At 36.3% G+C, this 23,153-nt stretch carries 27 protein-coding genes and 1 riboswitch; of the genes, 10 read left to right on the top strand and 17 right to left on the bottom strand.

The genetic code is table 11. From position 1 onward, the window contains the following. The first annotated feature begins 74 nt into the window (after positions 1-74). Positions 75-746: an SIMPL domain-containing protein gene (locus BWGOE10_RS20470; RefSeq protein ID WP_002067033.1), complete on the top strand. Its 672-nt coding sequence runs from the start codon at positions 75-77 to the stop codon at positions 744-746. 134 nt (positions 747-880) lie between these two features. Further along, positions 881-2,170 carry an NCS2 family permease gene (locus BWGOE10_RS20475; protein WP_070144750.1) on the top strand — a complete coding sequence of 430 codons (1,290 nt, stop codon included), beginning with the start codon at positions 881-883 and terminating at the stop codon, positions 2,168-2,170. 33 nt (positions 2,171-2,203) lie between these two features. On the opposite strand, the gene corA is transcribed toward BWGOE10_RS20475, so the two are convergent. The 9 genes from corA to spoIIM all read right to left on the bottom strand — a co-directional run bounded on the left by corA (position 2,204) and on the right by spoIIM (position 10,378). Then, positions 2,204-3,166, bottom strand: a complete 963-nt coding sequence (gene corA / locus BWGOE10_RS20480; protein ID WP_070144796.1) for a magnesium/cobalt transporter CorA — start codon at positions 3,164-3,166, stop codon at positions 2,204-2,206. Positions 3,167-3,375: 209 nt separating this feature from the next. Beyond that, on the bottom strand, positions 3,376-4,680 hold the full coding sequence (locus BWGOE10_RS20490) for a pyrimidine-nucleoside phosphorylase (RefSeq protein WP_070144752.1): 1,305 nt from the start codon (positions 4,678-4,680) through the stop codon (positions 3,376-3,378). Between the two features lie 7 nt (positions 4,681-4,687). Next, positions 4,688-5,509 carry a purine-nucleoside phosphorylase gene (locus tag BWGOE10_RS20495; RefSeq protein ID WP_001078443.1) on the bottom strand — a complete coding sequence of 274 codons (822 nt, stop codon included), beginning with the start codon at positions 5,507-5,509 and terminating at the stop codon, positions 4,688-4,690. A 12-nt stretch (positions 5,510-5,521) separates the two neighbouring features. Beyond that, the gene (gene deoB, locus BWGOE10_RS20500; protein WP_070144753.1) at positions 5,522-6,706 is read right to left on the bottom strand and encodes a phosphopentomutase; all 1,185 of its coding nucleotides are present in this window, start codon (positions 6,704-6,706) and stop codon (positions 5,522-5,524) included. Between the two features lie 364 nt (positions 6,707-7,070). Beyond that, the gene (locus BWGOE10_RS20505; RefSeq protein WP_070144754.1) at positions 7,071-7,790 is read right to left on the bottom strand and encodes a FixH family protein; all 720 of its coding nucleotides are present in this window, start codon (positions 7,788-7,790) and stop codon (positions 7,071-7,073) included. Positions 7,791-7,937: 147 nt separating this feature from the next. Continuing rightward, on the bottom strand, positions 7,938-8,828 hold the full coding sequence (gene xerD / locus BWGOE10_RS20510) for a site-specific tyrosine recombinase XerD (protein ID WP_070144755.1): 891 nt from the start codon (positions 8,826-8,828) through the stop codon (positions 7,938-7,940). A gap of 6 nt (positions 8,829-8,834) precedes the next feature. Further along, positions 8,835-9,065 carry a YqzK family protein gene (locus tag BWGOE10_RS20515; RefSeq protein ID WP_002088473.1) on the bottom strand — a complete coding sequence of 77 codons (231 nt, stop codon included), beginning with the start codon at positions 9,063-9,065 and terminating at the stop codon, positions 8,835-8,837. A gap of 103 nt (positions 9,066-9,168) precedes the next feature. After that, a complete protein-coding gene (locus BWGOE10_RS20520; RefSeq protein WP_000392654.1) occupies positions 9,169-9,624 on the bottom strand; it encodes a Fur family transcriptional regulator in 456 nt (151 codons plus the stop codon). A 106-nt stretch (positions 9,625-9,730) separates the two neighbouring features. Beyond that, positions 9,731-10,378 (bottom strand): stage II sporulation protein M, encoded by a 648-nt coding sequence (gene spoIIM / locus BWGOE10_RS20525; protein ID WP_070144756.1) that lies wholly within the window; start codon positions 10,376-10,378, stop codon positions 9,731-9,733. 126 nt (positions 10,379-10,504) lie between these two features. On the opposite strand from spoIIM, the gene BWGOE10_RS20530 reads away from it, so the two are divergent. Continuing rightward, positions 10,505-11,056 (top strand): GNAT family N-acetyltransferase, encoded by a 552-nt coding sequence (locus BWGOE10_RS20530; protein ID WP_000803499.1) that lies wholly within the window; start codon positions 10,505-10,507, stop codon positions 11,054-11,056. A gap of 23 nt (positions 11,057-11,079) precedes the next feature. Here the strand turns inward: BWGOE10_RS20530 and BWGOE10_RS20535 are convergent, their stop codons facing one another. Continuing rightward, positions 11,080-11,619 (bottom strand): NUDIX domain-containing protein, encoded by a 540-nt coding sequence (locus BWGOE10_RS20535; RefSeq protein ID WP_070144757.1) that lies wholly within the window; start codon positions 11,617-11,619, stop codon positions 11,080-11,082. Positions 11,620-11,693: 74 nt separating this feature from the next. On the opposite strand from BWGOE10_RS20535, the gene mciZ reads away from it, so the two are divergent. Further along, complete coding sequence (mciZ, locus tag BWGOE10_RS20540) at positions 11,694-11,822, top strand: Z-ring formation inhibitor MciZ (protein ID WP_000870295.1); 129 nt, start codon at positions 11,694-11,696, stop codon at positions 11,820-11,822. A 53-nt stretch (positions 11,823-11,875) separates the two neighbouring features. Then, complete coding sequence (locus BWGOE10_RS20545; protein WP_070144758.1) at positions 11,876-12,790, top strand: aldo/keto reductase; 915 nt, start codon at positions 11,876-11,878, stop codon at positions 12,788-12,790. A gap of 29 nt (positions 12,791-12,819) precedes the next feature. On the opposite strand, the gene BWGOE10_RS20550 is transcribed toward BWGOE10_RS20545, so the two are convergent. The 3 genes from BWGOE10_RS20550 to BWGOE10_RS20560 all read right to left on the bottom strand — a co-directional run bounded on the left by BWGOE10_RS20550 (position 12,820) and on the right by BWGOE10_RS20560 (position 14,632). Beyond that, positions 12,820-13,647, bottom strand: a complete 828-nt coding sequence (locus tag BWGOE10_RS20550; protein WP_070144759.1) for an aldo/keto reductase — start codon at positions 13,645-13,647, stop codon at positions 12,820-12,822. A gap of 129 nt (positions 13,648-13,776) precedes the next feature. Next, complete coding sequence (locus BWGOE10_RS20555; RefSeq protein WP_070144760.1) at positions 13,777-14,301, bottom strand: GrpB family protein; 525 nt, start codon at positions 14,299-14,301, stop codon at positions 13,777-13,779. A gap of 67 nt (positions 14,302-14,368) precedes the next feature. Next, complete coding sequence (locus tag BWGOE10_RS20560; protein WP_070144761.1) at positions 14,369-14,632, bottom strand: YqkE family protein; 264 nt, start codon at positions 14,630-14,632, stop codon at positions 14,369-14,371. Positions 14,633-14,843: 211 nt separating this feature from the next. Here BWGOE10_RS20560 and BWGOE10_RS20565 point away from each other — a divergent pair, with 211 nt between their 5' ends. Next, positions 14,844-16,433: a bifunctional metallophosphatase/5'-nucleotidase gene (locus BWGOE10_RS20565; protein WP_070144762.1), complete on the top strand. Its 1,590-nt coding sequence runs from the start codon at positions 14,844-14,846 to the stop codon at positions 16,431-16,433. Between the two features lie 164 nt (positions 16,434-16,597). Here the strand turns inward: BWGOE10_RS20565 and BWGOE10_RS20570 are convergent, their stop codons facing one another. Beyond that, entirely contained in the window at positions 16,598-17,074 is a 477-nt protein-coding gene (locus BWGOE10_RS20570; RefSeq protein ID WP_070144763.1) for a ribbon-helix-helix domain-containing protein, read from the bottom strand. A gap of 131 nt (positions 17,075-17,205) precedes the next feature. Here BWGOE10_RS20570 and BWGOE10_RS20575 point away from each other — a divergent pair, with 131 nt between their 5' ends. Both BWGOE10_RS20575 and BWGOE10_RS20580 read left to right on the top strand, forming a co-directional pair. Further along, positions 17,206-18,207: an alpha/beta fold hydrolase gene (locus tag BWGOE10_RS20575; protein ID WP_070144764.1), complete on the top strand. Its 1,002-nt coding sequence runs from the start codon at positions 17,206-17,208 to the stop codon at positions 18,205-18,207. A gap of 116 nt (positions 18,208-18,323) precedes the next feature. Then, the gene (locus BWGOE10_RS20580; RefSeq protein ID WP_070144765.1) at positions 18,324-19,643 is read left to right on the top strand and encodes a Na+/H+ antiporter family protein; all 1,320 of its coding nucleotides are present in this window, start codon (positions 18,324-18,326) and stop codon (positions 19,641-19,643) included. Positions 19,644-19,667: 24 nt separating this feature from the next. Here BWGOE10_RS20580 and BWGOE10_RS20585 read toward each other — a convergent pair whose 3' ends face one another. Together BWGOE10_RS20585 and BWGOE10_RS20590 are read right to left on the bottom strand one after the other, a co-directional pair. After that, positions 19,668-20,591 carry a LacI family DNA-binding transcriptional regulator gene (locus BWGOE10_RS20585; protein WP_070144766.1) on the bottom strand — a complete coding sequence of 308 codons (924 nt, stop codon included), beginning with the start codon at positions 20,589-20,591 and terminating at the stop codon, positions 19,668-19,670. A gap of 114 nt (positions 20,592-20,705) precedes the next feature. Then, the gene (locus BWGOE10_RS20590; RefSeq protein WP_070144767.1) at positions 20,706-21,182 is read right to left on the bottom strand and encodes a GNAT family N-acetyltransferase; all 477 of its coding nucleotides are present in this window, start codon (positions 21,180-21,182) and stop codon (positions 20,706-20,708) included. Positions 21,183-21,264: 82 nt separating this feature from the next. Between BWGOE10_RS20590 and BWGOE10_RS20595 the strand changes: the two genes are divergently transcribed. Beyond that, a complete protein-coding gene (locus BWGOE10_RS20595) occupies positions 21,265-22,188 on the top strand; it encodes an alpha/beta hydrolase (protein ID WP_070144768.1) in 924 nt (307 codons plus the stop codon). A gap of 10 nt (positions 22,189-22,198) precedes the next feature. Here the strand turns inward: BWGOE10_RS20595 and BWGOE10_RS20600 are convergent, their stop codons facing one another. Then, positions 22,199-22,444, bottom strand: coding sequence for a YqkC family protein (locus BWGOE10_RS20600; protein WP_000358701.1), 246 nt, complete (start codon positions 22,442-22,444; stop codon positions 22,199-22,201). Positions 22,445-22,547: 103 nt separating this feature from the next. Between BWGOE10_RS20600 and BWGOE10_RS32585 the strand changes: the two genes are divergently transcribed. After that, entirely contained in the window at positions 22,548-22,790 is a 243-nt protein-coding gene (locus BWGOE10_RS32585) for a CDGSH iron-sulfur domain-containing protein (protein WP_081338188.1), read from the top strand. Between the two features lie 177 nt (positions 22,791-22,967). Continuing rightward, positions 22,968-23,111, top strand: a riboswitch (FMN riboswitch). Positions 23,112-23,153 lie beyond the last annotated feature (42 nt).

Below are 23,153 nucleotides of genomic sequence, written 5' to 3' on the forward strand. Positions count from 1 at the left end.
ATTTATGTAACTTTTTTCATACGATTTTCTTTTTTGTTCACACATATACATGTAAAAAAGGATGGTGAGCATAAATGCAAAGTGGAATGAATCCGTATTTACATAATATCCGTACGACAAATACTGGTAAAGAAGCTACTATTACTGTACAAGGAGAAGGCATTATAAAAGCAAAACCAAATGTTGTCATATTAACACTGGGCATTCGAACGGATAGTAAAAATGTAAAACAAGCGCAAGAAGAAAATGCAGTGCAATCGAAACAATTACTTGATGCACTCAAACAGCTAGGTATTGCCGATAAAGATATAGAAACCATTTCTTATACGATTACGCCTCAATACGAATATGTAAATGATAAAGCATTACTACAAGGCTACCGTGTGGAGCATTTGTATGAAATTACCGTTTTAAATGTGCAAAAAGCAGGGGAAGTATATGATATAGCCGTTTCGAATGGTGCAAACGTTGCAAAAGGATTACGTTTTCGAATATCTCATCCAAATAAATATTATGAGCAAGCTCTCATTCAAGCTCTGCAACAAGCAGTAGACAAAGCTCGTACAATTGCGAGTACCTACAATTTAAATATTAATCCTGTTCCCCTCTCATTCGTTGAAGAATCTGTCCAATTACCACGGGAGATCGCATCATATGCTACTTTGCATGCGCAAGCAGCTCCGCCCATTCAATCAGGAGAACTAGAAATCATTTCATCTATCCGGGCAATTTTTACGTATTTATAAATAAATTCATTTATAAGTAACCGTTATCATTTTCGTTGTTGTAAAAACATGATGTTCTGATATAATAAAGGACGGTGAGCTCTTACATAAGAGATATCACGGGTGGGAGAGGGATATGAAAAAGAAGGTTTAACATGAAAGGAATACTTGAAAGAACATTTAAATTAGACTTACACCAAACATCACCAAAACAAGAAGTTTTAGCTGGAGTCACGTCATTTTTCACAATCGTTTATATTATGATTGTAAATGCGTCAATCTTATCAGATGCCGGCATTCCTCTTGAAGCAGGAATTTTGGCAACTGTTTTCAGTTCATTTGTCGGATGTCTACTTATGGCATTTTGGGCAAATGCACCTGCTATTCTTGTCCCTGGTATGGGTGTAAATGCATTCTTCACGTACACTGCTGTGCATACGCTCGGTTTAGCTTGGCAAGAAGCATTGGCAGCTGTTTTTATCGCCGGTATTATTTTTGCAATTGCTGCTTTTACACCAATTGCTCGCGTGCTTTCGGTATCGATTCCAAAGTCATTAAAGGAAGCGATCACTGTCGGTATCGGGTTGTTTTTAGCTTTCATCGGCTTGCAAAAAGGTGGTTTAGTCGTTTCGCATCCTAATACTGCTGTTGCAATGGGGAAATTAAGTAGTCCTATCGTTCTTGCAACACTACTTACTCTTATTGTGGCACTTGTGCTATTTGTTCGTAACGTACGTGGAAACTTTTTATGGACGATTGCAATTGGAACTGGTATTGCATGGCTGTTTGGTCTTGTTGATACGAGTCAAATGGGAAATAGTTCGTTTTCATTCGCTAATTATGGCGATGTGTTTGGAGCTATGTCATTTGGAAAACTTTCTTCCTTACCATTTTGGATTGCAACATTCTCCTTAAGCATGGTGCTTATTTTTGAGAACATGGGACTACTGCACGGTTTATTAGAAGATGATCGTAAATTCCCACGTGCTTACCAAGCAAATGCAATTTCAGCAATGACATGTGGTCTATTTGGCACAAGCCCTACCGTTTCAACAGTAGAGAGTGCCGCAGGTATTACTGCAGGCGGAAAAACAGGTCTGACGTCTATCGTTACAGGGTTGTTATTCTTCGCATCACTGTTTGCGCTTCCGTTTGTCAAAATAATTCCTGATAGTGCCATTGCACCAATCTTAATTATTATTGGCGGTCTGATGATTACAAGCATTCAACAAATTCCTCTGAACGACTTTTCAGAAGGATTTCCAGCGTTTTTAATTATCGTTATGATCCCGCTCACATATAGTATCGCTGATGGCATTGCGTTCGGATTTATTGCTTATCCTATCTTGAAAGTTGCTCTTGGAAAGCGTAAAGAAGTCGCACCGTCCATGTATATTATTACATGCTTATTCTTAGCCATGTTCGTATTACACGCTATTGGCTAAGAAAAAAACACCGAGGAAATCCTCGGTGTTTTTTTACTTAAACCAACCTTTTTTATAAAACCAAGCCATCATTCCGCCGCCAATTAACGCCATTAAAATTAAGCAAATAAAATAACTATACTTCCCGCCAAGCTCTGGCATATGTGCGAAGTTCATGCCGTATACCCCTGCAATAAATGTTAACGGCATGAAAATAGTTGAGAAAACAGTTAATGTTTTCATAATATTGTTCATATGGTGGGAATTTAATGAAAAGTAACTATCTCGAATATCTGCTGTTAATTCACGGCTCGCTTCAATCATCTCTGTCAGTTTAAGCAAATGATCATGTATGTCTTTAAAATAAATTTCATGATCGCTTATACCGTAAAAACGAGTTGAATTTAAAATGCGATACAATAAATCACGCATCGGAATAATCGTACGCCTTAGCTTAGATAAATCTGTCCGAATATCAAATACCTCTTCTAGCACACTTCCTGCTGTCTCACCCGTTAAATTATCATCAATTGCATTTAAATGGTCTTCGATGTAATAAACAGGTGCGAAATAATCATCTACAATTTGGTCAATAATTGTATGTGCTACATGCAAAGGACTCTTCTTAATACGTTTCTTTTCACCGAGCGTTTTCCATACTCTTTCAATCGCATTGTTATGAGAGAAATGGAAAGACACTATATATCGATCACTAATAAATAAATCGATTTCATGCGGTTCTAATCCGTCTTCTCCGAATGCATGAAGAACTAAAAAGTTATATCCATCATAAAAATCTACCTTTGGTCTCTGTACATACTCTACACAATCTTCAATTGCAAGGGGATGGAACTTGAAGTGATCTTGTAAAATATATGTATACTCCTCTTTCGTCGGCTTATATAAATCAAGCCAATACCATACGATGTTTTCTTTTTTCGTTTCTTCTAGCGACACATCGTATAAAACTTCATTTTTTTTCGTTATTGCACAAATTCTAATCATAATTTCACCCATTATTATTATAAACAAAAAATAGTAAAAAAAGCCAAGGAGAAATCTCCTCAGCTTTTTTTATCCCGCTATTTGCGGGCAGTAAGACCCCTACCTCAAAATTCAGCGAAAGCAAAGAAGTTAGGTCTGGGTCGGGCTGCTCGTAAACGCCCGATTGGTGAAGGCTAATAATCAGTGGAGATAAAGCCCCCACTGATTAAAGTTTCACTTTATTACTTCGTTACAATTCCGTGTACTAAAGTTGGTGCATCTACGTGGTCTTTAGCGATTTTCATGTTCTCATAAATTTTCGCTTTTACGTCTTCAACATTTTCGCGGTTTGCGTAAATTGTAACAAGAGAGTCACCTTTTTTCACGCTATCGCCTACTTTTTTGCGAAGCATTAGACCAACTGCTAAATCAATTTCAGACTCTTTCGTTGCACGCCCTGCTCCTAAAAGCATTGCTGCTGTTCCGATTTCATCTGCAACGATTTCCGATACGTAACCGTCTTCTTTCGCTTCCACTTCAATTTTATATTGTGCTTGTGGCAATTTAGAAGGATCATCAACAACAGAAGCATCGCCGCCCTGCGCCGATAAGAACGTTTTAAATGCTTCTAACGCTTTTCCATTGTTCATTACTTCAATTAATTTTTCACGTGCATCTTCTAAAGATGAAGCTTGTCCAGCAAGGTATACCATTTGACTTCCAAGCGTTAAACATAGCTCTTCTAAATCTTTCGGTCCCTTACCTTGTAATGTATCAATTGCTTCTTGTACTTCTAATGCATTACCAATTGCTTCACCAAGCGGCTGACTCATATCAGAAATAACTGCCATCGTATTACGACCAACGTTATTACCGATGCGTACCATTGCTTCTGCTAAACGCTTTGCATCTTCATCTGTTTTCATAAATGCTCCTGCTCCAGTTTTTACATCAAGAACAATTGCATCTGCACCAGCAGCAATTTTCTTACTCATAATCGAGCTTGCAATAAGCGGAATTGAGTTTACTGTTGCCGTGACATCACGAAGTGCATACAATTTTTTATCAGCAGGTGTTAAGTTTCCACTTTGACCGATAACAGCAATTTTATTTTCATTTACAAGACGCATGAATTCATCATTTTCAATTTCCACATGGAATCCTGGTACTGCTTCTAATTTATCAATTGTACCACCCGTATGTCCTAAACCTCGTCCAGACATTTTCGCAACTGGTACACCTAAAGCAGCTACTAATGGACCTAATACAAGTGTCGTTGTATCACCAACACCACCTGTTGAATGCTTATCTACTTTTACCCCTTCAATGGCTGATAAATCAATTGTATCGCCGCTATTTACCATTGCCATCGTTAAATCAGCACGTTCTTGATCATTCATATCTTGGAAGAAAATTGCCATTGCAAGTGAACTTACTTGATAATCAGGAATATCACCATTTGTGTATCCTTCAACGATAAAGTTAATTTCTTCTGTCGTTAATGCTTGTCCATCACGTTTTTTTGCAATTAGGTCCACCATTCTCATTGTGAAGTCACCCCTTCATTTGTTTTACAATTGCTTTTACTAATGCTAAGAAGTTAGCTTTAACACGTTCTGTCGTTTCAATTACTTCATCGTGGTGAAGTGGCTGATCTAAAATACCCGCTGCCATATTTGAAATACAAGAAATACCAAGTACTTTCATACCCGCATGACGCGCTACAATTACTTCAGGTACTGTTGACATACCAACTGCATCTCCGCCAAGTGTACGAAGCATACGAATTTCAGCAGGTGTTTCATATACAGGACCTGTCATTCCAACATATACACCTTCTTGTACTTTAATATTTAAATCTGCTGCAACTTGTTTCGCCATTTCGCGAAGTTCTGGCGTATATGATGTAGACATATCAGGGAAACGTACACCCATTTCAGAATCATTTGGTCCGATTAATGGGTTCGTACCCATGAAGTTAATGTGGTCTGAAATTAACATAAGATCGCCTGGTTCAAATGATGTATTTACACCACCAGCTGCGTTCGTTACAACAACTGTTTCTACACCTAGTTCTTTCATAACACGAACTGGGAATGTTACTTTTTGCATATCGTATCCTTCATAGAAATGGAAACGTCCTTGCATAGCTACTACTGTTACACCTTGAAGTGTACCGAATACAAGTTGACCTGCATGTCCTTCTACAGTTGAAACTGGGAATTCAGGGATTTCACTGTATGGTACTGTTACTGCATTCTCGATTTCATCTGCTAATACACCTAGTCCAGATCCAAGGATTAGTCCTACTTGTGGTGTCTCTTGAAATTTCTCTTTTAAGTATGAAGCTGATTTTGTAATTAGTTCACGATTCATCTGTTTATCCCCCTATTTCTTTAGCTCGTTTAAGAAGCTTGTTCCATGTTCTGGCATTTTAACATTAAAGTTTTCTGCTACAGTTGCACCAATATCAGCAAATGTTTGACGAAGTGATAACTCTTGTCCGCCTTCTTTCATGCTTGGGCTATATGCTAATAACGGTACATATTCACGTGTATGATCAGTACCAGGATGTACTGGATCATTACCGTGGTCTGCTGTAATTAATAATAAATCATCTTCTTGTAGTTTTTCGAATACTTCAGGAAGACGTGCATCATATTCTTGCAGAGCTTCTCCGTATCCTTGTGGATCACGACGGTGACCGAATAATGCATCAAAGTCAACTAAGTTTAAGAAGCTAAGACCTGTAAAGTCCATGTTTAATGTATCTACAAGCTTATCCATTCCATCCATATTAGACTTCGTACGAAGTGATTCAGTTACCCCTTCACCATCATAAATATCAGAAATTTTACCGATAGCAATTACATCATAGTCACTATCTTTTAATTCATTCATTACCGTACGACCGAATGGTTTTAACGCATAGTCATGACGATTTGGTGTACGTGTGAATTTCCCAGGTTCTCCAACGAATGGACGAGCGATAACACGTCCTACCATGTACTTCTCATCTAACGTTAGTTCACGTGCAATTTTACAAATTTTATATAACTCATCAAGTGGCACTACTTCTTCGTGTGCTGCAATTTGTAGTACGCTATCTGCAGAAGTGTAAACGATTAAAGAGCCTGTTTCCATTTGCTCTTGACCAAGTTCATCAAGAATTTCAGTTCCAGAAGCTGGCTTATTACCGATAATTTTACGGCCTGTTTTTTCTTCTAATTCATCAAGTAATTCTTTCGGGAATCCTTCAGGGAACACTTGGAATGGTGTATCAATGTAAAGGCCCATGATTTCCCAGTGTCCTGTCATTGTATCTTTACCAGTAGATTTTTCTTGCATCTTTGTATAATATCCAAGCGGTTTCTCTACTTTAGAAATACCTTTCATTTCACGAATGTTACCAAGACCTAATTTCACCATGTTTGGCATTTGTAATCCATTCATATGTTCAGCAATGTGACCAATTGTATCAGAACCTAAATCACCAAATTGCTCAGCATCTGGTGCTTCACCGATCCCTACTGAGTCCATTACGACTAGGAAAATACGTTTATATTTATTCATAACTGCGACCTCCTATAAGTTCAGTTCTACTTCTTGTAGTATGTTCAAAACGCTATAAAGTGAAACTGTTATCAATGGGAATTATCTTTCGTCCTCATTATTAAACAGTACTGCTTTAAATCATTCTCTAACTTTTTCGTTTTACTTTCAAACGAATCAAAAACATTTCTAGTTTTTCCTAAGTCAGATGTCAGACATCTGATATTGATATCATAACATGTTTACGCTTTCTTTTTAATACATTTTCGTAGAATTTCTCATTTTCTTCACACTTCTATTGTAATCCATTCTGCAAAGAAGTGCTAATCATTTCATAACATATTTCCTAATATAAAAATAAAAAGCAGCTCTAAAGAGCTGCTTTTTATTTTACTTCTACTGTTTCTTCTTTATGTTCATGCAGTTCGCCTTTTCTTACATGCACTTTCACTTTGTAAGCACCGTTCTCTTTGAAAGTATGTTTACTTTCATACTCCCCTTTATTCCCTTCTTTCGCCGGAATAAATTCGTGTTTTTCAACACCATCTTTCCAAATCTCAAGTTGCACTTCAGCACCAGTTAACGCTTCTTCTTTTTGCTTTAAATGGACTTTCATTGTTGATTCAGCATTTGCTTTTATGTCACCGGCCATAAGATGAATCATTGTGTCACTTTTATGATCACCACTTTCTTTTTTCGCATCTTCTACTTTCGCATTCCCTACAGCAACTTTGTGTTCTGGCATAACGTGTATATCACGTGCATTTGTATGAGGAATAATATGATATACTCCATCAGTTTCAAATGTTTTCTCTACTGCATAAACACCTTTTCCTTTATGCTTACCATCTAACATCTCGTGTTTCTCGTCGCCATCTTTCCAAATCTCAAACTTTACGTCATCAGCATCCGTTACTCTTTCTTTTCCTTGTGTAACAAGTGCTTGTACTTCTGTTTTTTCACCAGGTTTAATTTCTTTCGGATTCGTTTGAATCGCTACGTTTATACTTTCAAGTTTCTTTTCTTTTTTCGGCTCTTCTTTGTTTGTATTACAGCCAGCCAACGCTAGCATCGCGATAAATAAAATCATAATAAGTTTTTTCATCATCATTTCCTCCTTCATTCCTTATTTAGTATAGAGGAAATACATTGTAATATTCTAGTCTTCCGCTGAAAACAATGTACGAAATGTTTGTGAAGTTTTTGTGAAGTACTTTACCCTTTTGAATCTATGAAAAAAAGAGCATAGTGACTATGCTCTCGGATGAAACTGTTTATATACATCTTTTAATCTAGTTTTTGAAACATGCGTATAGATTTGCGTTGTTGAAATATCTGCATGTCCAAGCATCTCTTGTACAGCACGCAAATCTGCCCCGTTCTCTAATAAATGCGTAGCAAACGAGTGACGTAACGTATGCGGTGTAAGCTCTTTTGCAATATTTGCTTCTTTCGCTAATCGTTTTAAAATTTTCCAAAACCCTTGTCTTGATAATCGATTACCATGATGGTTTAAAAAGAGTGCATCTACTGCTTTTTTACCCATCAGTTCTCTTCTTCCTTTTTCAATATACTTTTGAATTGCTTCCGTCGCTAAGCTTCCTAATGGAATAATTCTTTCTTTATTCCCTTTCCCAATGCAGCGAACAAACCCCATCGTTAAGTGCACATCTTCTAAATTCAATGCAATTAATTCTGAAACACGAAGTCCTGTTGCATACAATAACTCTAACATTGCCTTATCACGAATCCCAAAAGCACTCGTCACTTTCGGGGTCTGAAGTAATGCTTCTACTTCGTCGATTGATAATACTTTTGGCAATTTCCGTTCCCCTTGTGGCGTTTCAATATGTACCGATGGGTCATGCTCCACTGCTCGTTCACGAAGTAAAAATTGATGAAACGAACGAATCGATGCAATATGACGCGCCAATGTTTTTGAAGATTTCCCGTTTTCTTTTAAATGCTGCAAAAAGTTAACAATATGCAAGCGTGTCACTTCATGAAACGTCTTCGTTTGTTCTACATTTTGCAAATACTTCACATAGCTTTTCAAATCGCGTTCATAAGATACAACTGTATTTTTCGCCAAACCTTTTTCAACAATCATATAATGAATAAAATCTTTTAATTGATCTTCCAATCTACACTACTCCCCATTTTCATAGAAAAACATCATTCTATTTACGAAAGCATCCTTTTCCGGCTCCTCATTCCCTGATACTTTTTCTACAGTCTCTTCTTTTGGCTTTTCATAACGATGGTAACTTTCATATTCTTCATTTATCCATAGTATAGCGAAATAAAACAAAATCGTACAACTTGTAAATAATAAAAATACTTTCATCCCATCAAAAGTTAATTTTAAAGCTCGGCGCATTGTAAATTCCTCCAAAATATAAGTTATTACAACATATGCCAAGCTTTCACCAATTTATACCTTATTCAAATAAAAAACCTCTTCCTAGTTAAATAGGAAAAGGTTATTTTTCATCCGTTTCATTTTCTTGACAATTTTTACAAATCCCATGGAATGTTAAACGATGATCTTTCACCTTAAAGCTCCAGTCTCGTTCCACTTTATTCTCCACTTCACCAAGTAAATCTTCTTGTATTTCTTGTACAGCACCGCATTGTGTACAGATTAAATGATGATGGAAACGCTGTGCACCTTCTTGGCGTAAGTCATAACGCGAAACACCGTCCCCAAAGTTAATCTTATCGACAACTTTCAACTCAGACAATAACTCTAAAGTTCGATAGACGGTTGCTAATCCGATCTCTGGCGACTTTTCTTTTACAAGGAGGTATACATCTTCTGCGCTTAAATGATCTTCTTCATTTTCTAGCAGCACACGAACTGTTGCTTCACGTTGTGGTGTCAATTTATAGCTCGCTGCATGTAATTGCTTCTTAATTCGTTCAATTCTTTCTTCCATTCGGTACTACTCCCTCCTCGCCACTCTTACACCATTATATCAGAAGAAGGGCTCCTGTCAAAAGAAAAACAATAAAAACAAATTGATAATTATTCTCAAAAAGTATTTATTGTTTGTTAATAGCTTCCACAACTTCTTTCATTAAAACTGGTGATGCATACGCTTCGACACTGGAAGCAATAGCTAATACCGCTCCAATCACGAGAAAAAAGCATGTATAGCGAATTAATAACGGTAATAGTGGCTCAGTTATTTTCCGGATAAATTGATGTCTAATCATTCTCAAGGAAAAACTTGCAGCAATTGTTGTCATAACGAGAAATACAGGAATTATAATTAAATTTTGTGGCAATACAGATACAAATGCTAATAATAGTCCATTCCATCCGTGCTGACTTACTAAAAAACCTACTGTAAATCCAACAACTATCCCTTTTAAAAATAGTAAGATAAAAATGAGCGGCAACCCAATAATTGAAATCCCCAAAATCCAAATAAAGCCGATATATTTTAATTGCGAAAAGTAACTTTCTCGAAACATTTCGCCCGCGACAGCAAATTCTCCTTTAGAAACTTGTCCAAAAAAACGCTGTAAATAAAATGATAAATCTTGCTTTTGGTTTATTTGTAAACTATTCACAAGAATCGCTCCAAATATTACTCCCATCAGTAATAAAACCGCATTAAATATATATAGTGAAGAGTTTTCCTGTATGTGAGACATTACACGGTCTTGCCACGTTTTTCGCCACATTTTCCTTCCCTCCGTTCACACTCTTACTAAAAATGTATGAAAGAAAGAAAAAAAGTATGACGAATTAACATTGAAATTCCGCTCTACTTTGCTAAACTAAATAGTAGAGAATAGGAGGGATTTCTCTTGAAACCATTATTATTAGATTTTCCAACGTTATTTCAAACTGAGCGCTTGCAAGTACGTAAGCCGTTTCCGGGTGACGGTACAGAAGTATATGAAGCAATCCAAGCTTCTCTAGAAGACTTATTACCGTGGATGCCAATTACAGCTGAAACAGAAGAGAGTGCGGAAGAAATTGTTCGCGAAGCTCACGGACAGTTTTTACTTCGTGAAACACTTGATTTTCACTTATACGATAAAGTATCTGGTACATTCATCGGGGCTATTACTCTTAAGCCTGAAAACTGGGACATTCCAAAGTTTTCACTTCACTTCTGGTTACATAGCGCCTATACAAAACAAGGCTATATGACAGAAGCTGTTAAAGGTGCGATTCAGTTCGCTTTTGATAAGCTAGGTGCTAGAAGAATTGAAATTCGTACTGATGCAACAAACGTGAACGCATGTAACTTAGCAGAACGTCTAGAATTTATTTTAGAAGGTACAATGGAAAATGATTTCCTAGCACCAGATGGCAGCTTACGCGATGCACGTGTATATGCAAAAATTAACTAAAAACACTCGCCTTAGGCGAGTGTTTATTTTTGTAATTGTAAATATTGTACTGCAAACATCGTCTTAGCATCATGAATGCGAAGGTCTTTCATAAGATCAACCGCTTCTTCTAATGACACTTCCATTAATTCCACAAATTCATCTTCATCTAAAGCTGCTTTATTTTCTTTTTGTTTTAATCCTGTTGCTTTATATACATATAAAATCTCATCTGCAAAACCAGGTGATGTATAGAAAGATGTAATAAGCTCCATATTTTCACATACATATCCTGTTTCTTCTTCTAATTCACGAACTGCTGTTACCTCTGGCTTTTCCCCAGGTTCTAACTTCCCAGCTGGAATTTCCACAATTGTCTTTTCAAGAGCTTTACGATACTGCTCGACAAGTACAATTTTCCCTTCATCAGTAATAGCAATAATAGCAACCGCCCCAGGGTGATTTACGATTTCACGTTTACTCATTTCTCCATTTGGTAATACTACATCATCAACACGAACTTTTATAACTCTACCATCAAAAATCGGTTCAGTTTTTACTGTTCTTTCTGCAAGATTACTCATACTACTTCATCTCCCTGTTCTATTTCCTAATCGTTCTTCATACATTTTACCACATTGAAAGGAGCGTGATAGAAATGAAAGTTTACATTTTACCAAATCGCGTCACTTTAGTCGGCAAAGCATGGCAAATTCGTCATAAGCTAAAACAATATGGCAAAGAGTATACAACTGTACAAGAGTGGATTACAGCAAATAAAAAGTAAACGTTTGTCAACCTCCTTCCCCTTTCGTACAATAAAGATAAGGAGGTTGACCTATGAAAAAACGTCAATTAGGAAACTCAGATTTATATGTTACGGAAATTGGATTTGGCTGTATGTCTCTCGGTACATCTGAGGCTGAGGCTATGCGTATTATCGATGAGGCAATCGATTTAGGAATTAACTTTTTTGATACAGCGGACTTATATGATTATGGATTAAATGAAGAATTTGTTGGAAAAGCTCTGAAAGGAAAACGCGACCAAATTGTTCTTACAACAAAAGTTGGAAATCGATGGACAGAAGAAAAAAACGGCTGGTCTTGGGATCCTTCTAAAGCTTACATAAAGGCCGAAGTAAAAGAGAGTTTACGTAGACTTCAAACAGATTATATTGATTTATATCAACTGCATGGCGGGACGCTTGAAGATCCTATAGATGAAACAGTTGAAGCCTTTGAAGAATTAAAAAAAGAAGGTATTATTCGTCATTATGGCATCTCTTCTATACGTCCAAATGTCATTCGTGAGTATGCAAAACGATCAAATATCGTTAGCGTATTAATGGAATACAGCCTTTTAAATCGTCGTCCTGAAGAATGGTTCCCACTTCTTAATGAACATCAAATTAGTGTCATCGCACGCGGACCACTTGCGAAAGGCATTTTAACTAACAACAATGCAAGCAAGATAGAAAGAGTGAAGGAAAAAGATTACCTCTCCTATTCTTATGATGAATTAAATATAACACTCGCGAGTGTAAAAGAACTTATAGGAGAAAGATCTTTGACTGGATCGGCCATTCAATACTGCTTACATAATGAAGCTGTTGCATCTGTTATACCTGGTGCAAGCTCTATTCAACAGTTGCAAGCAAATGTACATGCTGGGGAACAAATGTCTTTAACAAAAGAAGAATATAAACAACTTCAGCAAATTGTTAAATTTGATACATATGCTTTACATCGTTAAAAAGGCGCTACCATACTGGTAGCGTCTTTTTATAACGTATCATATTTATCAGGATTCGTTCCTACATGTAAATTACGATTTAACGTATTAATTTGATCCATCTCTTCTTCAGTTAATGAGAAATCAAAAATAGTAAAGTTCTCTTTAATACGAGATGGCGTAACAGATTTAGGAATAGTCACAATCCCACTTTGAATATCCCACCTTAATATAACTTGTGCAGGTGACTTTTCATATTTTTTAGAAATAGCCTGAATAATTGGATGCTGGAATACTTTGCCGCCTCTCATTAAAGGACTCCACGCTTCCATTTGAATTTGCTCACCTTGACAGAAATCACGCAATTCAAATTGCGCTAACATTGGATGAAGTTCAACTTGGTTTACCATCGGCTTCACTTTGCAATTTGGTAATAACAGTTCTAAATGATGTTTATGAAAATTAGAAACACCAATGGCGCGCACTTTACCTTCTTCATATAACTTTTCTAGAGCACGGTACGTATCAACATACTTCCCTCTTATCGGCCAATGGATTAAATATAAATCTACATAGTCCATTTGTAATTTCTTTAAACTTTTTTCAAACGCCTCGAGCGTCCCCTCGTACCCTTGATCGTCGTTCCAAACTTTTGTTGTAATAAACAAGTCTTCTCGCGAGATTCCAGATTCACGAACCGCTTCTCCGACACCGCTTTCATTTTCATATACAGTTGCTGTATCAATCGAACGGTATCCAACTTCTAACGCTGTTTTTACTGCTTGTTTAACTTCGTCGCCTTCTTTCGCTTTATAAACGCCTAGACCAATCATCGGCATTTTCACACCATTATGAAGTGTAGTTGTTGGAATATGCACAGTCTTTCTCCCTTTCATTGTTACATTTTTATAAACCACAACTTTATTTCAACAAGATTCATTCAAAATGTCAAAACATACGTACAGTTTACATAATAATTTTATACATTTTTAAAAAATAACGTGAACTCATTCATTCACGTTATTTTTTATCCATTTCTTCGCTTTTTCATCAACATTATGTACAAACTCATTTTTCCCTTCCGTATATAACGTACCATCATATGTATATTTTTCGGCTAGTTCTTTCTTTAGAGCTGCATACGCCTCTGCTTCTTCACAATGAGCCATCATATAATCACGAAATGCTAAATGCCTTACTATCTCAGGATTTCCTTTTTCAAATACGTGTAAGTGATACGAACGTTTTTCCTCCGTTCCATGAATAAAATAACGGCGGCCTGAAATACCATTTTCTCCTTTAATGATGTAACCCAGTTCTTTAAATTGCTCATTCCATTGATCTACTCTGTCAATACTTTCTACTTCCATGATCATATCAATAATAGGTTTAGCTGCTAGTCCTGGCACTGATGTACTTCCAATATGATGAATTTTCACCATTTCTGGCATCGCCAATTTTAATCTTTCAGCCGCCATTTGAAATTTTTCACCCCAATGATTTTCATGCGGAACGACTACAATTTTTCTCATTCTAACTCCCCTTTTCTTACAAACTCGTCAAAAAAATGATCAGTGGCATTTCACTGATCATTTTTTATTATTTAAAGTCTTTCCAAGTAAGGCTACTTTCACTTAACAGTTCTTCAAATGATTTATTCTTTTCACGTTCTTTTTTCTCTTGACGCTTTCTTTCCAGTTCTGCTGCCTCTTTTTTCTCTTCTCTCACTTGCAACTCTTTTTTCTTATTCTTTAATTGTTGCATTAACGAATCGTTCAATTGATCACCTAGTGTAAGCGATTCTTTCTCTGGTTGATTCATTTGAGAGTGTCTTTGTGTTTGTTTTTGCTTCTTTTTCTTCATACTAATCACCTTTTACTTTTTTCTCCATTATAGAGGATACACGACGAAATCGACAATAAAAAAGGTACATTACTCCCCGATTCTCTATTATTCATTTTTTGTAAATATGTTAATTTTTCGAAAAAACTAAATTTTACTATAGATATAATCCTATTAATCTATTAAAATTATGTCGTATGATGTCAGATTATAAAAAAAGGAGAAATTAATTATGTGGAAAAAAATTATTCCTGCTGTCGCTATTTTAAGCACCATGACTTTTTCAAGCGTGTTCGCCGCTCCTCCATCTCAGACTCCTGCTGAACAAAACCGATACATAGACGTACAAATGCTTGGTATTAATGATTTCCATGGACAACTAGACACTGTAAAAAAAATTAACAACAAAGAAGCTGGTGGTGCTGATTACTTAGCCACTTATTTAAAAGAACGTAAAAAACAAAATCCAAATACACTTCTTGTACATGCTGGAGATATTGTCGGTGCTAGCCCACCAGTTTCAGCTTTATTACAAGACGAACCCACTATTGAATTTTTAAATGACTTAAAGTTTGATGTTGGTACAATTGGAAATCATGAATTCGATGAAGGTATCGATGAAATGAAACGCCTCATTTACGGTGGATATCACGAAAAAACAGGGAATTTCAAAGGAGCAAACTTCCCTTATGTCGCTGCAAACTTCTATAACAAATCAACTGGCCGCTTATTTTTACCACCATTTACTGTAAAAATGGTTGACGGAGTTCCTGTAGGATTCATTGGAGTTGTTACAACTGATACGCCAAATGTCGTTATGCCTACTATGCTTAAAAATGTAGAAATCACTGACGAAGTAGAAGCTATTAATAAATCAGCGCAACAATTAAAGCGTCTCGGCGTTAAATCTATCGTAGTCCTTGCACATGTTGGCGGAACAACTGATGAGTATGGTGTAACAAATGGAGACCTCACTCGAATTGCAAATGAAACAGATCCAGAAGTTGATGTTATTTTTGGCGGACATAGTCATACGTATGTAAATGGTACAGTTAATAATAAACTTATCGTACAAGCAAATTCTTATGGAACGGCTTTCTCAGACGTAGATGTAACGATTGATAGAAAAACAAAAGATATTGTTAAGAAAAAAGCTGAAGTTATTACAACGTACCATGAAGGTGTAGAACCTGATAAACAAGTAAAACAAAAGTTAGATCAATATAAAGAAAAAATTGCACCGCTTGTAAATGAAGTTATTGGAAAATCTACAGCAGCTATCGACCGTAAACAAAACGATGCTGGTGAATCTACTCTTGGAAATGTAATTGCCGATGCACAGCGCCAAACAATGCAAGCGCAAATCGCTCTTATGAATCCTGGCGGCATTCGTAATGACTTAGACGCTGGAGATATTACATGGGGCGAATTATACGGTATTCAGCCTTTCGGGAATCAATTAATTAAAGTAGATTTAACAGGTCAAGATATTCGCGATATTTTAAATCAACAATGGCAAAAAGGCGCAACGAGAATGCTCCAAATCTCAGGTATTCAATATACTTGGGATGCAAATCAACCGAATGGTGAAAAGGTTACGAATATCCATTTAACAAATGGTGAGGAACTAGTTGCCTCTAAAACGTATAGCGTAGTTGCAAATGCTTTCCTAGCTTCGGGTGGTGATGGATTCGTATCATTTAAAAATGGAAAAAATGCTGAAACGGGTCCAAACGACTTTGAAGCGTTAGTCGATTATGTAAAACAATTGAAAGAACCAATTCAGCCAATTATTGATGGACGGATTCAAAAATTAAATTAAATATTTTTCAAATAACTGTATGTGCTGTAAATGGGAAATGTCATCCCCTATAAAAGGAGCACTTTTCATTACAAATTATACGCACATACCCTTTAACTTTTTCGTAATATACATGAACCTGAAAAAGGATACTCGTTCTTACTTTGAACATAGTATCCTTTTCTTCATTTATCTAAATGTGATACCTCATTAAAATCATATCGTTGCAAAAATCCCTGTAGTGCCTCTTCTACAATTTTAGACTTTTGAATCCCTTTAACTTCGGATATAACATCTAATCTCGCTAATATTTCCGTATCAATAGAAAAGGTTCGTTTCTTTTTCTCTGAAATTCCACTTATAATCGGCACGCTTACTTCTTCTCTTTTTCTTAACAATTCATAAATACTTTGCAATTGTTCATAAATTAGTAATTGATAATCCGTTTTTGCATATTGAAGGGCAGTAGCTTCTTGGAGTTGCAAATGACGCGGTTCTTCTCCATCGCCTATAAAGACACGCTTTTTCTGCTCCCCATCATATTCATATCCAATCACCCTTAATTTTTTGGATAAAGTATAAGGGCTCATTTCAAGACGTTTCGCTATAATAGCGATTGATTCGCGCCTATTTAAAGAATCAATAATTTCTCCAATCGTCACATTCTCCCTCCTCTCTTAATCGCCTAAACTTGAAATCAAACCAGTATGTTATGATACAATGATTTTCTAGTAGTATATGCAAAAGAAAGAGCCTGTGCGATTCATACCATTTAAGAGAAGGAGGTTTACATATGCTTTTTCGTAGCCATACCCCTCGGTTTTATAACGAAAAGAAGCAATTAATCCCTAACAGTATCGCTACGATAGAAAGCGTTATGATTAATGACCGGAAACAATCTCTCCTTATACGCGGACAAAACGTGGAACAGCCTATTTTATTATGCTGTCACGGCGGTCCTGGTATGGCACAAATCGGCTTTATTCGCCATTTCCAAAAAGAGTTAGAAAAACACTTTATCGTTATTAATTGGGATCAGCGAGGGGCAGGTAAATCCTTTTTATGGCGGGATATCCAAACAAATTTTACGATTGATCAATTTGTTTCAGATGCAAAAGAGGTTATTCAATATCTTCTCAAACGCTTTAATAAGCAAAAATTATTTCTCGCTGGTCATTCTTGGGGGAGTATTATCGGACTACAAATCGCTAGTCAATATCCCGAATATATAGAAGCATACATCGGCATCGGTCAAATCGTACATATGAAGCAAAATGAAGAATTACTATACCGACATTTAATTAGCTCTGCAAAAAAACATGACCATAAAAAGGCATTAGCTTCTCTTTTAAAATTAGGGAAACCACCTTTTTTAGATACGAGGCGTCTCATTATTCAAAGAAAGTGGCTTGGTACATTTGGAGGAGCAATACAAAACGGATCTTCCTTTTCTTTCATACGAAAAGGTTTCTTTTCTCCTGAATATACGCTATTAGACTGGTTCAAATTTCTCGCAGGAAATTTAAAATCCGGAGTTTTATGGGAAGAGATGCTAACAATCGATTTCTTTTCGTCTATTTCAAGTTTATCTGTTCCTGTTTATTTTTGTTCTGGTCGCTATGATTATCAAACTCCTTATGCACTCGTTCAACAATATTGCGATATCATTCAAGCTCCTATTAAAAAAATGGTTTGGTTTCCCAACTCGGCACATTCTCCAGATTTAGAAGAGCCTGAACTATTCGCCAAATCTTTACAATCAATTAAACAAGAACTATCTTTTCAACATACATAACAAAAGGCTCTTTTACATTTCATAGAAAACATTTTATAATGATATGTCGCAAGTATATGTCACTGCAAACATTTGCTTGCCTTAACAGAATAAAAATTAGGGAGATTATATTTATTATGAACGCTGTACTCATCGCAGTAGCAGTCATGCTACTGCTTAGTTTGTTACGTGTCCAAGTCATTGTCGCTATTATCGTTGGAGCTTTAACAGGCGGACTTATCGGCGGACTCGGTATTTCAGAAACAATTAGCACTTTTACAGCCGGTCTTGGGAACAGTGCTCCTATCGCATTAAGCTACGCAATGCTCGGTGGATTTGCTATTTCCCTTTCAAAAACAGGACTTCCTGATGCAATGATCCAATCCGCTTTAAAATGGATCGGCAACGAACAAGACACGAAAAAACAAGTCTATTCTAAAATACTTATATTATTTATCATTTTAACAATGGCTTGTTTCTCACAAAATATTATCCCTGTTCATATCGCCTTCATTCCGATCTTAATTCCAGCACTTTTAAAAGTATTAAATGAGCTGAGGGTGGATCGTAGGCTTGTAACATGTCTTATTACATTTGGGTTAATTACCCCTTACATGTGGGTCCCAGCAGGATTCGGAAAAATTTATCATGACGTATTGCAAACAAATGCTGCGCAAAGCGGTCTTACATTTGATGTCGCACTTATTCCAAAAGCGATGACTATTCCTGCAATCGGTATGATTATCGGATTATGTGTAGCGGTTTTCATTACATACCGAAAACCACGTACATATGAAACAGAACAAATTCATGCTGCTGAGAATGAAATCGTTCCCTATACGAAAAAAAGCATTACTTTTGGCTTATTATCTATAATTGCTACACTAACTGTTCAATTAACAACAGAATCAATGATCTTCGGTGCTTTAGCAGGTATTATCGTCTTATCAGTTAGCGGTAGTCTCCCTCTTAAAGAAGCAGATGCTATTTTAACAAGCGGAATGCGTATGATGTCCTTTATCGGATTTGTTATGATTTCTGCCGCTGGATTTGGCGCTGTTCTTCGAAAAACTGGACATGTTGAATCTCTTGTGCAAACGAGTGCACATATAATCGGAAATAATAAACCACTTGCTGCATTTCTTATGCTCGTTATTGGTCTTCTCGTTACGATGGGAATAGGTTCTTCCTTTTCAACCATCCCAATCTTAACAACAATTTTCGTGCCGTTATGCGTCCAGCTTGGATTTAGTCCGATGGCAACAATTGCAATTATCGGTACAGCCGGTGCACTAGGTGACGCAGGTTCTCCAGCATCTGATAGTACACTTGGACCAACATCCGGTTTAAATGTTGATGGTCAGCACCACCATATATGGGATACGTGCGTTCCAACTTTTCTGCACTATAATATTCCGTTACTTATATTCGGCTTTATTGCCGCGATTACACTTTAAAAGGTGCGTTTTTAAAACGCACCTTTACTTTGTTGTTTCTCTCTCAATGAATCTAAATTCTATTTCTACTTCTTGTCCCACTTGTTTCTTCTTTATTTTTCCTATTAACTGCTGAAAAGCTATTTCCCCATTTTCTTCGATATAACTTCCAATCGTCGTTAACGATGGGCTTATCCATTCACCCTCTACACTCCCGTTAAATCCAACGATTTGCAACTTACCTGGTATATGAATATTAAGAGTTTTCGCCGCCCTAATTACCTCAATAGCGACCTTATCACTTGAAGCTACAACTCCATCTATGTATGGATGTTTTTGTAACAATTCAAGGAACTGCTGATTCGTATACCCTTGTACAATTTCCTCTCGATAAGAAAGTCCTTCTTTCCAAGTAGTATCTAGAAATCCTGCCACATGCTCTTCCATTTCTTCACTCTCTACTCCCTCACCGATATAAGCAAGAAACTGGCAGCCTTTCTCTTTTAATAAAGAAACAGCTTTCTGTCCACTTTCATAATAGCTCATAAGAGATTGTCGTTCTTCAAGCACAGCGAAAGGAAGTGAGATTTCTCCTATACTTTGAAAAACAGATTTCGTCATTATAACGCCTGCAATGTTATTTTGCTCCAACATATCTATGTATCTATTCTTATTTTCTATATTACAAACTATTACTTGATACCCTTCTTTATATGCTATTTCCTCAACGAAACGGAGCAAAGTGATATATGATGGATTATGCAAATTATCTACAAGTAATGCAATCATCGTTGAAGGCTGTTTAAATAAAGGCTTTGCTGTAGCATTCGGTCTATATTGTAACTCTTCAATTGCTTTTTTTACTTGTTTCACCGTATCTTCATGGACATATCCTTTTTCGTTAATGACTCTTGAAACGGTTGCGACTGAAACACCGGCCAATTTTGCAACATCACGTATAGTTGCCACATCGTCACCCCTTAATATGGTAATAGATTACAATTTTAAACTAAACCAAAATATAACATTCGTCAAGATTATTGTTTTATATTTCTGAAAATTGTTACACAACTTCCACTCTACTCATAAAATATACTCCAGCTGAATTTCATGTGAAATCGCGATATTATCATAACCAATAAACGGAATTTCTTTCTTTATTTTTCGTGCTTCCTTTACCGCATCAATATACAAATTCGTCATCATGAAGTTACGTTTTTGATAAAAACGAAGTGCGTTCATATTATCATTCGTCGTAATGAGCCACACTTTTTCACACTCATTTTCCCTTGCCATTTGCAATACACAATCCACCAGTTTTGTTCCAATCCCCTTTCCTTCCTCAAAACTATTTAACGATACAATTTCACACATGTTTTCTAGCACTTCGCACGTTATAATTCCCACTATTCTGTCATTTTTAAGTGCGATAAAACCAGGTAATTGTTCTAATTGATGTGCTCTGCCTCGCGAGACCATCATTGAACTCCCCCAGTTTTCACACATAACCCCCCGAATTGTTTCTTTCATTTCTGATGTAATTTTTTGTATATAAACCATATACGATTTCTCCCCTTTTCACATCATTGTGATACAATGTTAGTGTATCATATGTAGAGGTATTTGGAGGATGAGGTAAAGTATGAAACGTTTTTTTACAGCATTGTTTACTATACTAGGTGCACTAACTGCGATTGGGATTTTCTTTACAAATAAAGTTATGTACTTGAAGAAAAAAACAGAGGAAGAAGTTTTAGAACGCGAAACGCGAAAACATTTTCATTTGGACGATTTTAAGGCTATTCAAAAAGAAGAGGTTCACATCCCTTCTCAATTCGGATATGAACTTCATGGATATTACATGCCAGCTGGTCATTCTAATAAATTTATGATTTTTTGCCACGGTGTGACTGTAAATAAAATGAACTCTGTTAAATATGCAAACTTATTTTTAAGCAGAGGATATAACGTATTTATTTATGATCATCGCCGTCATGGTAAAACTGGTGGTAAAACGACAAGCTACGGCTATTATGAGAAACATGATCTAAAGTCAGTAGTTGACTGGCTAAAAGATCGTTTTGGAACGAATATTACACTCGGAATTCATGGGGAATCTATGGGTGCTGCAACTCTTCTTCAATATGCGGGACTTGTAGAAGATGGTGCCGATTTTTATATTGCTGATTGTCCTTTCTCTGATTTTTATGGACAGTTACAACATCGTTTAAAGGTTGAATTTCATTTACCAAAATGGCCTTTATTACCTTTAGCAAATGCCTTTTTAAAAGTTCGTGACGGCTATACAATTCGTGAAGTTTCACCAATTGATTGTATAAAAAATATTAACAATCCTGTTCTCTTTATTCATAGTAAAGATGATGACTATATTTTATCTGATATGACGAAATCACTTTATGAAGCGAAAGAAAATAATAAACAGCTTTATATTGCAGAACATGGTGCACACGCTTGCTCTTATAATGAAAATAAAGAAGAGTACGAAGCTGCCATCGATCAATTTTTAAACACATATGTAAAAGAAACAAAAAACAGGCTTGCATAAGCCTGTTTTTTTACTGCGCTAAAACGTCTGTAACTTGTTCCATATTTTCAGAAATCCACTTTATTGCCTCATCTAGCGTCGGAAATTCCGTCGTTTGAAAGGTCACCTCATCTTGCAGTAACCAAACATCTTTCGGTTCTTGTCCTACACCTGCGATTGACCAATGAAGTAAACTATATGGATGATTATCATTCAAAAATGATGCCCACGTGCGCTCATTTGCAATATTTTGTAGTGTTCGTAATTTTTTATCCATCTTTCGTCACCTTACTCTAGTCAGTTATAAAAACTATTATAACACTCTCTTCTCTCTCAAACAAAGTGCTCTTTTTGTATTGTCAAGTACTCTCCTTGATTATATGATGAGATTAAGCGTTTGGGAAGGAGGGATAAGGTTGGCAAAAGTACAAATTAAAGTAAATGATAATGGCTCTTTTCGCGTTACAGGGGACGTGGAATTAGTTGACTCACAAGGGAATGTATTCCCAGCAAAACCAGCATTTTCTTTATGTCGTTGTGGTTTATCGAAAAACATGCCTTATTGCGATGCTTCGCATAAAGGCAAATTCGAGTCTGTTGTTAGAGCACCAGAGACAGAATAGTTTTGTACGTAACATGCACATTTTTTTGTGCATGTTTTTTTACTATTAACACCGTATACTTACAACATTTCTACTGATTTTATCCCCATTCCTATTACATCTATTTTCACACAATTCTTCACATTCGAATATTTTTCACTTTGCTTTTTTCTTTTTTGTGCTATAATGTGAGCAAACAACATCCTTCGGGGTCGGGTGAAATTCCCAACCGGCGGTGATGAAGCGAAAGCTTCTAAGTCCGTGACCCGTTTTCAACTCGAAAACGGTGGATCTAGTGAAACTCTAGGGCCGACAGTATAGTCTGGATGGGAGAAGGATATGTTTTCTAGTAATTTTATATAGCGAATACACTTTTATTTCAGT

Origin of the sequence: Bacillus mycoides (assembly GCF_001757995.1) — a bacterium.
Lineage (GTDB): Bacteria > Bacillota > Bacilli > Bacillales > Bacillaceae_G > Bacillus_A > Bacillus_A mycoides_B.

Bases quoted from the DNA above. Each gene is read 5' to 3' on its own strand.
- BWGOE10_RS20470 (WP_002067033.1), top strand. From the start codon at position 75: ATGCAAAGTGGAATGAATCCGTATTTACATAATATCCGTACGACAAAT.
- BWGOE10_RS20475 (WP_070144750.1), top strand. From the start codon at position 881: ATGAAAGGAATACTTGAAAGAACATTTAAATTAGACTTACACCAAACA.
- corA (WP_070144796.1), bottom strand. From the start codon at position 3,166: ATGGGTGAAATTATGATTAGAATTTGTGCAATAACGAAAAAAAATGAA.
- BWGOE10_RS20490 (WP_070144752.1), bottom strand. From the start codon at position 4,680: ATGAGAATGGTGGACCTAATTGCAAAAAAACGTGATGGACAAGCATTA.
- BWGOE10_RS20495 (WP_001078443.1), bottom strand. From the start codon at position 5,509: ATGAATCGTGAACTAATTACAAAATCAGCTTCATACTTAAAAGAGAAA.
- deoB (WP_070144753.1), bottom strand. From the start codon at position 6,706: ATGAATAAATATAAACGTATTTTCCTAGTCGTAATGGACTCAGTAGGG.
- BWGOE10_RS20505 (WP_070144754.1), bottom strand. From the start codon at position 7,790: ATGAAAAAACTTATTATGATTTTATTTATCGCGATGCTAGCGTTGGCT.
- BWGOE10_RS20515 (WP_002088473.1), bottom strand. From the start codon at position 9,065: ATGCGCCGAGCTTTAAAATTAACTTTTGATGGGATGAAAGTATTTTTA.
- BWGOE10_RS20520 (WP_000392654.1), bottom strand. From the start codon at position 9,624: ATGGAAGAAAGAATTGAACGAATTAAGAAGCAATTACATGCAGCGAGC.
- spoIIM (WP_070144756.1), bottom strand. From the start codon at position 10,378: ATGTGGCGAAAAACGTGGCAAGACCGTGTAATGTCTCACATACAGGAA.
- BWGOE10_RS20535 (WP_070144757.1), bottom strand. From the start codon at position 11,619: ATGAGTAATCTTGCAGAAAGAACAGTAAAAACTGAACCGATTTTTGAT.
- mciZ (WP_000870295.1), top strand. From the start codon at position 11,694: ATGAAAGTTTACATTTTACCAAATCGCGTCACTTTAGTCGGCAAAGCA.
- BWGOE10_RS20545 (WP_070144758.1), top strand. From the start codon at position 11,876: ATGAAAAAACGTCAATTAGGAAACTCAGATTTATATGTTACGGAAATT.
- BWGOE10_RS20555 (WP_070144760.1), bottom strand. From the start codon at position 14,301: ATGAGAAAAATTGTAGTCGTTCCGCATGAAAATCATTGGGGTGAAAAA.
- BWGOE10_RS20560 (WP_070144761.1), bottom strand. From the start codon at position 14,632: ATGAAGAAAAAGAAGCAAAAACAAACACAAAGACACTCTCAAATGAAT.
- BWGOE10_RS20565 (WP_070144762.1), top strand. From the start codon at position 14,844: ATGTGGAAAAAAATTATTCCTGCTGTCGCTATTTTAAGCACCATGACT.
- BWGOE10_RS20575 (WP_070144764.1), top strand. From the start codon at position 17,206: ATGCTTTTTCGTAGCCATACCCCTCGGTTTTATAACGAAAAGAAGCAA.
- BWGOE10_RS20580 (WP_070144765.1), top strand. From the start codon at position 18,324: ATGAACGCTGTACTCATCGCAGTAGCAGTCATGCTACTGCTTAGTTTG.
- BWGOE10_RS20590 (WP_070144767.1), bottom strand. From the start codon at position 21,182: ATGGTTTATATACAAAAAATTACATCAGAAATGAAAGAAACAATTCGG.
- BWGOE10_RS20595 (WP_070144768.1), top strand. From the start codon at position 21,265: ATGAAACGTTTTTTTACAGCATTGTTTACTATACTAGGTGCACTAACT.
- BWGOE10_RS20600 (WP_000358701.1), bottom strand. From the start codon at position 22,444: ATGGATAAAAAATTACGAACACTACAAAATATTGCAAATGAGCGCACG.
- BWGOE10_RS32585 (WP_081338188.1), top strand. From the start codon at position 22,548: ATGATGAGATTAAGCGTTTGGGAAGGAGGGATAAGGTTGGCAAAAGTA.